1 protein-coding gene is annotated in these 14,324 nt (G+C 70.9%); it reads right to left on the reverse strand.

Annotation, left to right across the window (positions count from 1 at the left end):
* Position 1 precedes the first annotated feature (1 nt).
* Positions 2-14,290, reverse strand: coding sequence for a type I polyketide synthase (locus tag ACIHA7_RS08100; RefSeq protein ID WP_397286929.1), 14,289 nt, complete (start codon positions 14,288-14,290; stop codon positions 2-4).
* Positions 14,291-14,324 lie beyond the last annotated feature (34 nt).

Raw genomic sequence — 14,324 nt, forward strand, 5'->3', positions numbered from 1 at the left:
GTCAGGACAGGCCGAGCTCGTCGTCGATGATGTCGAAGACCTCGTCCAGATTTGCGTTGGCCAATACGTCGCCGTTGCCGTTGTCGGTCGCGGTGTGCTCCCGTGCGTCGAGCAGGGACCGCAGCCTGCTACGCGCCCTGGCCGCGTGCTGCGGTTCGAGGTGCGCGAGATTCGCTGCCAGCCGGTCGATCTCGGCGAAAAGTGATTCCGCCGTCGCGGATTCGGCGGCCAGCAGCGTGCTGGACAGATGCTCCTGCAGCGCGGCGGGGGTGGGGTGGTCGAAGACCAGCGTCGCGGGCAGGCGCAAGCCCGTCGCGGTGTCCAGGGCACCGCGCAGTTCGACGGCCATCAGCGAGTCGAAGCCGAGCTCGGTGAAGGGCTGGTCCATCTCGACCGCCTCGGCCGAGCCGTGACCGAGCACCGCGGCGACACGGCTGCGGATCAACTGCTCGATCCGCTGGCGTTGCTCGTGCGCGGGCAGCCCGCGCAGGGTGTCGGCGAGGGCGTGGCGCGGCCCGGCCGAGGTGGTGGCCGGGCGAGCCGATCTCGGAACCAGATCGCGGAGCACAACGGGGAGCCGGTCGTCCAGCGCGCGTCGGCGCAGCACCGCCCGGTTCACCGGCAGCGGTACGACGACCGGTTGGCCACCGGTCACCGCGGCGTCGAAGAGCGCGAGTCCGTCCGCTTCGGTGATCGGCGCGAGACCGGTGGCAGCGAGCCGCCGCCGATCGGAGGTGCTCAACCTGCTCGCCATGCCGGTGTTCCAGAGTCCCCAGGCGATGCTGGTGGTGGGGTGTCCGGTGGTGGTGCGGTGGTGGGCGAGGGCGTCGAGGTAGGCGTTGGCTGCTGCGTAGTTGGCTTGTCCGGGGGAGCCGAGTGTTGCTGCGGCGGAGGAGAAGAGGATGAGGGTGGTGTTGTGGTGTGTGGTGAGTTGGTGGAGGTGCCAGGCGGCGGTGGCTTTGGGTGCGAAGCTTCGGTGCAGATGCTCCGGCGTCTGGTGCTCGATCGTCGCGTCGTCCAGCGCGCCCGCACCGTGCACGATGGCGAGCGGACGGTCCCGCGGGATCGTGTCGAGCACGGCGGCGATCTGCCGCGGATCGGTGAGATCGCAGGCGAACTGGGTGACGGCGGCGCCCTCGGGTTCCGGTGCGTTACCGCCGCGGCTGAGCAGCACCAGCTCACGGACGCCGTGTACGTCGACGAGATGCTGTGCGATGAGGGTGCCCAGTGCGCCGGACGCGCCGGTGATCAGGACGGTGCCTGAGCTCCAGTCCGGACCTGCCGATGCGGTGGCGGGTGCGGAAACGAGGCGGGGCACGTGAATCCGGCCGCCGCGCAGCACCATCTGCGGCTCGTCGCAGGTCAGCGCGTGTGGCAACGCGGCCAACGACCGCTCGTCGTCATCGATGTCCACCAAGAGCAGACGGCCCGGTTGCTCGACCTGTGCCGTGCGGGCCAGGCCCCACACCGCCGCCCCCGCGGGCGAGGGCTCGCCGTCCACCGCCACCGCGTTCGAGGTCACGACCACGAGCGTGCGATCGTCGGCGAAGGACTGGATGGTGTGCAGTACCTCCGTCACCGCGGTCAGCGCGACGTCGGGGTGCGGGTCGTGTCCATGGTTCGTCCGCAGCAGCACGTGCGTGGCGTCCGCAGGGCCGTTCTCGTCGTCGATGTCGGTGAAAACCGCGGTTGCCCTTGGTGTTTCCAACACGGGCCAGGACGGAACGAACATCGACCGTCCGGCGCCCGCGAACTGCTCCGGAGCGATCTTGCGCATGGTGAGGCGCTCGACCTCGGCAATGGGCCTGCCCATGGCATCGGCGACCAGCAGCGCCACGGCATCCTCACCCTTGGGCGAGAGCCGGGCCCGCGCCACCGGCGAACCGGCGGCGTGCACGGTCACGCCGGACCAAGAGAACGGCAGGCGCGCTTGGCCGTCCTCGCCGAACATCCGGCCGACGCCGACGCCGTGCAGTACGGCGTCCAGCAGCGCCGGATGCAGGTCGAACCCGTCCGCGCGATGCCCCTCGTCCGGCGGGAACGCCACCTCGACGGCCACGTCCTCACCGACCCGCCACGCGGCGCGCAGGCCCTGGAACAGCGGCCCGTAATCGACCCCGGCCGTAGCGAATCGCGGGTAGACGTCCTCGACGGACAGCTCGACCGCGCCGGGCGGCGGCCAGGTCTCGAGCGACCACGACGGTTCGGTGACGGGCGCGGCGTCCAGGACGCCGGTGGCGTGCGGCTGCCACGCTTCGCCCGGTGCGTCGAGTCGAGAGTGGACGCTGACGCCGCGGCGGCCGTCGGCGTCCGGCTCGGCCACCGCGATCTGCACGTCGATGGCGCCGGTCTCCGGCAGCGTCAACGGGTTCTCCAGGGTGAGCTCCCGTAGACCGCGCAGTCCGGCCGCCTGCGCGGCCTGCAGCACGAGCTCCACGAACCCGGTGCCGGGAAACACCACCGTGCCCGCGATGTTGTGGTCGGCCAGCCAGGGGTGAGCGGCGAGGGACAACCGAGCGGTGAGCACGACACCGCCGGTATTCGCGAGTTCCAGGCGCGCGGCCAGCAGCGGATGATCGGAGTCCGCCCGCCCGGGTACGGCGGTGACGTTCGGCCAGTAGCGGGTGCGCTGGAAGGCATAGGGGGGCAGGGCAACTCGACGTGCGCCTGCCCCGGCGAAGTAGCCGTGCCAGTCGGGGTCGACCCCACTCGTGACGAGCCGCGCCAGCGCGACGGTGATCGCCTCGATGTCACCCTGTTTGCGGTGCAAAGACGGGATCGCCGTGCCGGGCAGATGCGGAACCAGCGCGGCATCCGGGCCGATCTCCAGATAGGCCGACGCGGTGGTGCGCGCCATGGCCTCGGCGAAGCGCACCGTGGCGCGGGCGTGCCGGACCCAGTACTCGGGGTCGGCCAGGGTCGCCGCGTCGACGGGGCCGCCGGTGACGGTGGAGATGAACGGCACCGTCGGCGCGGAGTACGTCAGCCGCGCGAGGACATCGCGGAACTCGTCGAGGATCGGATCCATCAACGGCGAGTGGAACGCGTGGGAGACGCGTAACCAATGGGTGCGTCGCCCGGGCAAGCGGTCGGTAATGGTGGCGAGCGCGCCGTGCGCACCCGACAGGACAAGGGAATGCGGGCCGTTGACGGCGGCGAGTCCCACCTCGTCCGCGAATTCGTCGAGCAGTGGCGTGATCTCGTGTTCGGTCGTCTCGATGGCGACCATGGCGCCGCCCGCGGGCAGCGACTGCATGAGCCTGCCGCGGGCACTGACGAGGGCGGCCGCATCGGTGAGCGTGAGGACACCCGCGACGTGCGCGGCCGCGATCTCGCCGATCGAGTGCCCGGCCACCACCGTCGGTGTGACGCCCCAGCTTTCCCACAGCCGGTAGAGCGCGACCTGCACGGCGAACAGTGCAGGTTGGGTGTAGCGGGTGCGGTCCAGCAGTGCCGCGTCGTCGCCGAACACCGCGTCGCGCAACGGATGTGGCAGCTCGACGGCGGCGCAGGCGGCATCGACGGCCGCGGCGTACACGGGATAGGTGTCGTACAGTTCGCGGCCCATGCCCAGGCGCTGGGAGCCTTGGCCCGAGAACACCATCGCCACACCACTGCTCGTGCCGCGACCGGTGAACACCCCTGGCGGGACCTCTCCGGCGGCCACCGCGGACAACGTGCGCCTGCGCTCCGCGAGATTGCCGCCGAGCAGCACCGCGCGGTGTTCGAACGAATGGCGGGTGGTGGCGAGCGAGTACGCGATATCCAGCATCGAGGGGTCGGCGTCGGCGTCGAGCCAGCGCGCCAACTGGTCCGCCTGCGCGCGCAGCGCGGCCTCGTCCCGCCCCGACAGCACCCACGGCACCGGGACCGGCGCGGGCCGTGGTGCGTCGGATTCGACAGGGGCAGGGGCCTGTTCGAGGATGATGTGGGCGTTGGTGCCGCTGACGCCGAACGCGGAGACGCCCGCCCGGCGGGGCCGGTCGACCGCAGGCCAGCTTTGATTCTCGGTGAGTAGGGAGATGGCGCCCGCGGTCCAGTCGACGTGGGGTGTGGGTTGGTCGATGTGCAGGGTGCGGGGCAGGGTGCCGTGGCGGATGGCCATGATCATTTTGATGATGCCTGCGGCGCCTGCGGCGGCTTGGGTGTGGCCGATGTTGGATTTGATCGAGCCGAGCCAGAGTGGTTGGTCTCGTTCTTGTCCGTAGGTGGCCAGGAGTGCTTGGGCTTCGATGGGGTCGCCGAGTCGTGTTCCGGTGCCGTGGGCTTCGACGGCGTCCACCTCCGCGGGTTGCAGGCCGGCATTGGTGAGCGCTTGGCGGATGACGCGTTGCTGGGCGAGACCGTTGGGTGCGGTGAGCCCGTTGGACGCGCCGTCCTGATTGACCGCTGAACCGCGCAGGATCGCCAGGACGGGATGGCCGTTGCGTCGCGCCTCGGAGAGACGTTCGACGAGCAGCAGGCCGACGCCCTCGGCCCAGCCGGTGCCGTCGGCGGTGCTGGAGAACGCTTTGCAGCGGCCGTCGGGGGAGAGCCCGCCCTGTCGGCTGAATTCGGTGAAGGTGGTGGGTGTCGGCATCACGGTGACCCCGCCGGCGAGTGCCATGGTGCATTCACCGTTGCGCAACGCCTGTGCGGCCAGGTGCAAGGCGACCAGCGACGACGAGCATGCGGTGTCGATGGTGACGGCGGGGCCTTCGAGGCCGAAGGTGTAAGAAATACGCCCCGACGCCACACTGGTGGTGTTGCCGGTGAGCAGATACCCCTCGGTGCCGTTGGCTCCGTTCTGTAGCAACGAGACGTAGTCCTGGCTGTTTCCGCCAACGAACACGCCGGTCTTGCTGCCGCGCAACGACAGGGGGTCGATGCCCGCGCGTTCGAAGGTCTCCCAGGTTGTTTCGAGCAGTAGTCGCTGCTGTGGGTCCATCGCGAGCGCCTCGCGCGGCGAGATCCCGAAGAACGCCGCGTCGAAATCCGCTGCCCCGTCCAGGAAACCACCGCGGGTGGCCGTGCTGCTGCCGTGTGCGCCGTCCGCCGATTCCAGCAGCGCGCCGAGGTCCCATCCGCGATCGGTCGGGAAGTCGGCGACCGCGTCGCGGCCGGCCAGCGTCAACTCCCACAGATCTTCCGGGCCGCGAACGCCGCCGGGGAAGCGACAGCCGAGGGCGACGATGGCCAGCGGCTCGTCCGACTCCATGCCTGTCGTGCCGAGTTCGGCCTGCGACTCGTCGGCGAACAGCGAGCTGAGATGGGCGACCAGCCTGGCCGGGCTCGGATGATCGAAGACCGTGGTGGCGGGCAGGGTGATGCCGAGTGCCGCGCCGAGGCGGTCGCGCAGCTCCACGGCGGTCAGTGAGTCGAAGCCGAGGTCACGGAACGCTCGGTCGAGCTCGACCTCGCCGTCGTCGGTGTGCCCGAGCACGGCCGCCACTTGCGCGTTGACGAGCTCGTGCAGGTGCGTTCGTCGTGCCGCGCTGTCGAGCGCGGAAAGAGGGTGCCGCGCTGCGCTTTCGGACACCGCGCGCCCATCGAGCAGTGCCCGGGCCGCAGGCAGGTCGGCCAGCAGCCCGCTCGGCCGGGCGGAGACGAACAGCGGCAGAAAATCCGGCCAGTGCACATCCGCGATGGTCGAGCAGGGCTCGTCGTCGCGGACCGCCTGCTCCAGCGCCGCGACGGCGAGGTCGGGCGAGAGCGGGATCACGCCGCGGCGACGCATGTGCTCGCCGGATTCGCCCTCGGCCATGCCTGCTTCGGCCCACGGGCCCCAGGCCACCGATGTCGCGACGAGCCCGCGATCGCGGCGATGCCGCGCGAGCGCGTCGAGATAGGCGTTGGCCGCGCCGTAGGCGGCCTGCCCGCCGGTGCCCCATACGCCGGACACAGAAGAGAACAGGACGAAGGCGTCCAGCTTGCGGTCGGCGGTGAGTGCGTCGAGATGAGCCGCGCCCGCGGTCTTGCCCCGCACGATCTCGGCGAACTCGTCGAGCCCGAGATCGGACAGCGGCGTCAGCTGGCCGACACCGGCGGTGTGCACCACGGCGGTCAACGGCGTGTGATCCGGCACGGTCGCAAGCAGTTCCGCGACGGACGCCCGGTCGGCCACGTCGCAGGCCCGGGTGGTCACCGTCGCGCCGAGTGCCGACAGCTCGGCCGTCAATTCGGCCGAGCCCGGTGCCGCGGGGCCCCGGCGGCTGACGAGCAGTAGCTGCTCGGCCCCGCGGCGGGCCAGCAGGCGGGCAACGTGCGCACCGAGCGCGCCGGTGCCACCGGTGATCAGGATGGTGCCCCGCGGCTGCCACGGCGCGGCGGCGGCAGCGGGCTGCGGTGCGTGGGTGAGCCGAGCGGCGAACACGCCCGAGGCCCGCACCGCGAGCTGGTCCTCACCCGCGGGATCGGCCAGCAGCGCGGGCAGGCGGGTGAGTGTGCGGTCGTCGAGCGTCGGGGGCAGATCGATGAGCCCGCCCCAGCCCTGCGGCCACTCCAACGCGACGGCGCGCCCCATGCCCCAGAACTGGGCCTGTGCGGGCGAGTGCAGCCGTTCGGCACGGCCGATCGCGGCCGCGCCGCGGGTAAGGCACCACAGGGGAGCACCGAACCCATTGCGCTGCAACGCTTGCGCCAGCGCAACGGTCGCGGTGAGCCCGCGCGACAGCATCAAATGCCGGTGGTCGGGTTCCTCGTCGAAGGCGAGCAGCGACACCACTGCGGCGAGCCCGGAGCCGTCGCCGAGGTCACCGGCCTGTCCGACCAGCACCTGCGCGCCTGCGGCACGCAAGGCGGCAATCACGGCGAGCACGTCCGCGTCGTCGTGGGCGGACTCGGGTACCACGACGCCCCAGGTGCCCGAGAGCTCGCGCGCGACGGTGGTGAGTGGTGTCCACGTGACGCGGTAGCGCCAGGAATCCACTACCGACTGTTCGTGTTTGCGGCGGCGCCAGCCCGCGAGCACGGGCAATGCGGCCGCCAGCGTCTCGTGGTCCTCGCTGGCCAGTTCCCGCGACAGCGCAGGCAGATCCGACCGTTCGATCGCATCCCAGAATCGAGACTCGGCGGCGTCCGGCCGAACCGCCGCACCGTGCGACGGCTCCTCCTGCTCGAGCCAGTAGTGCTTGTGCTGGAAGGGGTAGGTCGGCAGGGGCGTGGTATGTGCGCCCGTGTCGGCGAAGTAGTTGTGCCAGTTCGGGTTCGCGCCGCAGGCGATCAGCCGGGCGAGGGCACTCGCGAGAGCGTGTGGTTCTGGTTGCTCGGTACGCAGGCTCGCCACGGCTGCGGCGGGCAGGTGCGGGAGCAGCGAGCGCGTGGGGCCGATCTCCAGGTGGATGGCCGGTTCCCGGGTCGCGATGGTGCTGATGGCGTCGGCGAAGCGGACGGTGTCGCGGGCGTGGCGGATCCAGTGTTCCGGGTCGGTGAGGGTGGTTGCGTCGACAGGCTCGCCGGTGACAGTGGAGATCATCGGCAGGACGGGTGCGCGCAGCTCCAGTCCGGTGATGGTGTCGCGGAATCGGTCGAGGATGGGGTCCATCAAGGGGGAGTGGAAGGCGTGTGAGACGCGTAGCCACTTGGTCCGGTGCCCGTCGAGCCGGCCGATGATCTCGGTGAGCGCGGCGTGTTCTCCGGACAGCACAAGGGAATTCGGGCCGTTGATGGCGGCGATGCCGACGCGATCCTCGTAGCCGAGCAGGCGGGGGAGAATGTCGTGCTCGGTGGTGTCGACGGCGACCATGGCGCCGCCGCCGGGGAGCGATTGCATCAAGCTGCCGCGGTGGGCGATGAGGGTGGCGGCGTGGGGGAGGCTGAAGACACCCGCGATGTGTGCCGCAGTGATCTCGCCGATGGAGTGCCCGGCGAGCACCGCGGGGGCGACGCCCCAGTGTTCCCAGAGCCGGTAGAGGGCGAGTTGTAGTGCGAACAGTGCTGGTTGGGCGTGTCGGGTCTGGTCGAGTAGTGCGGGATCCTCGCCGAAGACGATGTCGCGCAAGGGTTGTGTGAGGTGCTGGTCGAGTTCGGCGCAGACGGTGTCGAAGGCTTCGGCGTAGACGGGGTAGGTGTCGTAGAGCTCGCGGCCCATGCCGAGGCGTTGGGTGCCTTGGCCGGAGAACACCACCGCCACCCCGCCTTCCGCGGCGCGACCGGTGATCACCCCCGGTGCGGTCGATCCGTTGGCGAACGACCGCAGCGCGTGCGCGCGTTCGGCCGCGTCGCCGGCGACGAGCACCATCCGCTCATCTAGAGCGGCACGCGAAGTCGCGAGGGAGTATCCGAGATCGAGCACGTCGGTATCCGTGCCGATCCGATCGGCGACCCGGGTTGCCAGTGCGGACAGGGCCACCTTGTCCCGGGCCGACAGCACCCACGGAACCACCGGCGGTGGCGCCTGTGTGGTGGGGACGGGCGTCGGCTCGGGCGCCTGCTCGAGGATCACATGCGCGTTGGTGCCGCTGACACCGAACGCGGAGACGCCCGCTCGACGCGGCCGGTCGCGGTCGGGCCACGGTTGGTCCTCGGCGAGCAGCGAGACCGCGCCCGCCGTCCAGTCGACGTGCGGGGTTGGTTCGTCGACGTGCAGGGTGCGCGGCAGGACGCCGTACCGCATGGCCATGACCATCTTGATGACACCCGCGGCGCCGGCGGCGGATTGAGTGTGCCCGATGTTCGACTTGATCGTGCCGAGCCACAGCGGCTCGTCGCGATCCTGTCCGTAGGTGGCCAGCAACGCCTGCGCCTCGATCGGATCGCCGAGGCGGGTGCCGGTGCCGTGTGCCTCCACGGCGTCGACCTCCACCGGCCGCAAGCCCGCGTTCGCCAGTGCTTGCCGGATGACGCGCTGCTGCGCTGGGCCGTTGGGCGCGCTGAGGCCGTTGGACGCGCCGTCCTGATTGACCGCCGAACCCCGAAGTACGGCGAGTACGGGGTGACCGTGCCGTCGGGCGTCCGACAACCGTTCCAGCAGCACCACTCCGGCGCCCTCGCCCCATCCGGTCCCGTCCGCTGCGGCGGCGAAGGCCTTGCAGCGGCCGTCGGCTGCCAGACCGCGCTGGCGGCTGAACTCCACGAACGCCGCGGGCGTCGACATCACCGTCACGCCGCCCGCGAGGGCGAGCGAACATTCTCCCGCACGCAACGACTGCGCCGCCAGATGCAGCGCCACCAGCGACGACGAACAGGCGGTGTCGATGGTGACGGCGGGGCCTTCGAGGCCGAAGGTGTAGGAGACGCGGCCGGAGACAACAGCCGTCGCCGTCCCCGTGATCAGATAGCCCTCCGCGTTCTGCGCGGCGGCACCGGTGCCGTAGTGCGAGGTGGCAGCGCCGATGAATACGCCGGTTCGGCTCTCCCGCAAGCTATCCACCGCGATGCCTGCCCGTTCGAACGCCTCCCACGAGGTCTCCAGCAGCAGCCGCTGCTGCGGATCCATCGCGATCGCTTCCCGAGGCGAGATCCCGAAGAGCGCGGCATCGAACGCCGCGGCCGGGACGAAGGCGCCTTCGCGGGCGTAGGTGGTGCCGGGCCTGGACAGGTCAGGGTCGTAGATGCTGTCGACATCCCAGCCGCGATCGGTGGGGAATTCCGTGACCGCGTCGTCGCCGCGAGTCACCAATTCCCACAGGGTCTCCGGCGAGTCGACGGCACCGGGGAACCGGCAGCTCATCGCGACGATCACCACGGGATCGTCGTCCTCGGCCGCCGCCTCGACCGTCGGGGCGGCGGCGACGTCGCCGGACAGTTCCCGGGCCAGGTGGTTCGCCAGCGCGGCCGGTGACGGATGGTCGAAGACCAGTGTGGCGGGCAACGCCAGTCCGGTCGCGGCCCGCAGGCGGTTGCGCAGCTGGACCGCGGTGAGCGAGTCGACACCGAGGTCCCGGAACGCGGCCCGCGCGGACACCGCGTCCGGCGTGGCGTGCCCGAGCACGGTGGCCGCCTCCGCGCGCACCAGCTCGAGCAGCACCCGGTGACGTTCGGTGGCGGCGAGTCCGGCTATCCGCTGCCGCGCGCTGCGCTCACCCGAATCGGCTGCGGCAGTGCGCGGTTCGTCCAGGGCGGAGCGCGCCTCGGCCAGGTCATCGATGAGCGGGCGGCGCCGCGATGCGCTCAGCACCGGTGCGAAGGTGCTCCATTCGATGTTCGCGACGGTGACGGTAGTGTCGTCGCCGTCGAGTGCCCGCCGCAGCGCCGCGACGGCGAGCTCGGGTGCCATGGCAGGTAAACCGTTGCGGCGCAATACCTCTTCGGCCGCGCCCTGTGCGGCCATGCCGTCACCGCCCCATGTCCCCCACGCGACGGCCAAGGCGTGCAGGCCGCGGTCGCGGCGAGCCTGGGCCAGCGCGTCCAAGTAGGCGTTGGCGGCGGCGTAGGCGCCCTGCCCGCTGCCGCCCCAGATGCCCGCGCCCGAGGAGAACAGCACGAACGCGTCCAGTCGGGTGTCGGCGAACGCGTCGTCGAGGTTGCGGGCGCCGCGTGCCTTACCCGCCCAAGCCTGGGCCAGCAGTGCGCGGTCGGTGTCGGGCAGCGACGCGGTGGTGCCGACGCCCGCGGTGTGGAACACCGCGGTGATCTGGTGGTCCAATCCGGTGAGCAGTTCGTCCAGTGCGGTGCGGTCGGCGACGTCACACGCCACCACATCGACGCGAATGCCGGGAGCGAGTGCTGCGAGTTCGGCCTGCAACTCGCGGGTGCCGGGAGCGTCGATACCGCGTCGGCTGGTGAGCACGAGGTGTCGCACCCCTGCCTGGGCCAGCCAGCGTGCGACATGGCCGCCGAGTGCGCCGGTTCCGCCGGTGACGAGCGCGGCGCCCGCGGTGGTCCACGAGCGTTCGGTGACCCCGGCAGCGGCGCGGGTCAACCGCCGGGCGAAGACACCCGAGGCACGCACGGCGAGTTGGTCCTCGGCCCAGCCGCCCGCCAGGATCGTCGCGAACCTGGCGGCCGCCCGATCGTCGACCTCCGGGGGCAGGTCGACGAGACCACCCCACCAGCGCGGGAATTCGAGGCCGGCCACCTGGCCGAGGCCCCAGACGGCGGCCTGATCCGGATCCCGAAGGCGGTCCGCACGCCCGACGGCGACCGCGCCGGACGTCACGCACCACAGCACGCCCGCCAGGTCGGCGTCGGCGCACGCGTGCAGTAACCCGAGGGTAGCGGCGGCCGGCTCGGCGTCGAACGCGAGGAACGAGAGCACATGGCGCGGTTGGTGTTCGGTGAGCAGCGCGGTGATCGAGTCGTGTGCGAGCGTGCCGTCGACCGGGACTCGGACGACGTCGGGCAGTGCGGCCAGCGCGGCGGCGATCGCAGGGTGCGCGGTGTGCTCGGCCGGGACGAAGGCGAGAACCCGTCCGCATGTCGTCGCCGTGCGCGACGTCGGCAGTGGACGCCAGGTGATCTGGTACCGCCACCGGTCGACGGTCTCGCGCGTAACGCGGCCACGCCGCCAATCCGACAGCAGCGGCAGCGCCGGGCGCAGCACGTCCCGCGAGTCCTGATCGCCGACCGCCAGCATCGCCGCCAGCGCCTCGAGGTCCTCGTGCTCGACCGCATGCCAGAACTGCGCGTCGGCGGTGTCGTCGGCCGTCATGGCGCGGGCCGGTGCGTCGAGCCAGTAGCGGGTGCGCTGAAAAGCGTAGGTGGGCAGGGGGATTCGACGAGCGCCGACCAACTGCGCGGTCCAGTCGACGTCGATTCCGTTGGTCCAGGCCTCGGCCGCAGCGGCGTGTAGCCGCGTGGGTGTGCCGTCGTTGCGGTGCAGGGTGCCGATCGCGACCACCGTGTCGGCGGACTCCTGGATGGCCGCGGTCAGGACGGGGTGTGGGCTTGGTTCGATGAAGGTGGTGTGGGTGGGCAGCAGGGACTGGACCACGGGGTGGAACAGGACGGTCTGGCGGAGGTTGCGGAACCAGTAGTCGGCGGTGAGTTCGGTGCCGTCGAGCCGGGTGCCGGTGACAGTCGAGTGGAAGGGAATGCGCCCGGCGCTCGGGTGGACCGGGGCAAGCGCGGAGATCAGTTCGGTGCGCAGGGCGTCGACGTGCGCCGAGTGTGAGGCGTAATCGACCGGGATGCGGCGCGTGCGGACGTCCTGCGTTTCCAGTGTCGCCAAGAGGTTTTCGAGGGCGTGGGCGGAGCCGCTGACAACCGTGGACCGCGCTCCGTTGCGGGCGGCGATGCCGAGGTCGGGGTGCTCGGTGAGGAGGAGCTCGACGTCCTCGGCGGGTAGCGCGACGGCGGCCATGCCACCGTGTCCGGCCAAGTGCTGAGCGATGATCTTGCTGCGCAGCGCCACGATGCGGGCGGCGTCGTCGATGGTGAGAATCCCCGCGACGGTGGCGGCGGCGATCTCGCCTTGGGAGTGGCCGATGACGGCCGACGGCTCGACGCCGAGCGTGCGCCAGAGTTCGGTGAGCGAGACCATGATGGCCCAGAGGGCGGGCTGCACCACCTCGACGCGTTCCAGCGCCGAATGGTCGGTGCGCAGCACGTCGGTGAGCGACCAGTCGACGAAGGGTGCGAGCGCGTGTTCGCAGCGGGCGATGGATTCGGCGAAAACCGGTGCGGCGTCCAGGAGTTCGGCGCCCATCCCCGCCCATTGCGACCCCTGGCCGGGGAAGACGAACACGATCTTGCCCGTCGAATCGACGGTGCCCTCGATCACCGCGGGGTGTGGGTTCCCGTCCGCCAGTGCCCGCAGTCCAGCGAGTAGGCCGGCGCGGTCGGCGCCGACCACGACCGCGCGGTTGGCCAGCGCCGCGCGCCCGGAAGCCAAGGACCAGCCGACGTCGACCGGATCGCGATCCGGATCGTCGAGGGTGATCAGTCGGCGGGCCTGCGCACGCAGGGCCGCCGCGGTGGTGGCCGACAGCGCCCACGGGACGGACTTCGGTGCCGGACGTGCCGCGGTCTCTGGCGCGGCGTCCGCTGCCGCCTCGGCCTGTTCGAGGATGATGTGGGCGTTGGTGCCGCTGATGCCGAAGGAGGAGACGCCTGCGCGGCGAGGTCGGTTGTTGTCGGGCCAGGGCTGGTGTTCGGTGAGGAGCGCGATTTTGCCGGTGTGCCAGTCGACTTCGGTGGTGGGTCGGTCGATGTGCAGGGTGCGGGGCAGGGTGCCGTGGCGCATGGCCATGATCATTTTGATGATGCCTGCGACACCGGCGGCGGCTTGGGTGTGGCCGATATTCGATTTGACCGAGCCCACCCAGAGCGGATGCGTGCGATCCGCGGCGTAGGCGGCGATCAGCGCCTGGGCTTCGATCGGGTCGCCGAGTCGTGTTCCGGTGCCGTGGGCTTCCACCGCGTCCACGTCGGCCGGTCGCAGTCCGGCGTTGGTGAGGGCCTGTCGGATAACCCGTTGCTGGGCAGGGCCGTTGGGCGCGGTGAGTCCGTTGGACGCGCCGTCTTGATTGACCGCTGAGCCGCGCAGGACCGCCAGCACCGGGTGGCCGTTGCGCCGGGCGTCGGACAAGCGTTCGAGCAAGAGCAGGCCGACGCCCTCGCCCCAGCCGGTGCCGTCGGCTTTGTCGGAGAACGCTTTACAGCGGCCGTCGGGCGCGAGTCCACCCTGCCTGCTGAACTCCACGAATGTGCGCGGAGTCGACATTACGGTCACCCCACCGGCGAGTGCCATGGTGCACTCGCCGGTGCGCAACGCCTGCGCGGCCAGGTGCAACGCGACCAGCGACGACGAGCACGCCGTATCGATGGTGACCGCCGGACCCGCCAAGCCGAAGGTGTAGGAGATACGGCCGGAGGCGATACTGCCGGCACTCCCGTTACCGAGGTGCCCGGACACCTCGTCCGGGACTCGCTCGAAACGGCCCCCGTAGTCGTTGTACATGACGCCGGTGAAGACGCCGGTCTTGCTGCCGTGCAACGACATCGGGTCGATGCCCGCGCGTTCGAAGGTCTCCCAGGTTGTTTCGAGCAGTAGTCGCTGCTGTGGGTCCATCGCGAGCGCCTCGCGCGGCGAGATGCCGAACGGCGCCGGATCGAATTCGGCCGCGTCGTGCAGGAATCCACCGGCCCGCGCGCCGGACGCGCCCGGCGCGTCCTGGTCGGCGCCGAACAGTTCGTCGAGCGGCCAGCCACGATCCTGTGGGAACGCCGAAATAGCGTCACCACCCGAGGACACCAGGCTCCACAGTGCTTCCGGGCTGTCGACACCGCCCGGAAAGCGGCACGCCATCGCCACGACCGCGATGGGCTCGCGGTCCCGGTTCTCGACCTCGGACAGCCGTTCCCTGGTCTGTTGGAGGTCAGCGGTGACCCGCTTGAGATAGCTGAAGAGCTTTTCGTCCTGCTGCGCCATGCGCACAACCGCCTGTCGATTCGAACGGATTTCG

The sequence above is a fragment of the Nocardia sp. NPDC052316 genome (genome assembly GCF_044547795.1).
In the GTDB taxonomy this organism is placed as follows: domain Bacteria; phylum Actinomycetota; class Actinomycetes; order Mycobacteriales; family Mycobacteriaceae; genus Nocardia.

Excerpts from the sequence above, each read along its gene's own strand:
- ACIHA7_RS08100 (WP_397286929.1), bottom strand. The coding sequence starts at position 14,290 with ATGGCGCAGCAGGACGAAAAGCTCTTCAGCTATCTCAAGCGGGTCACC.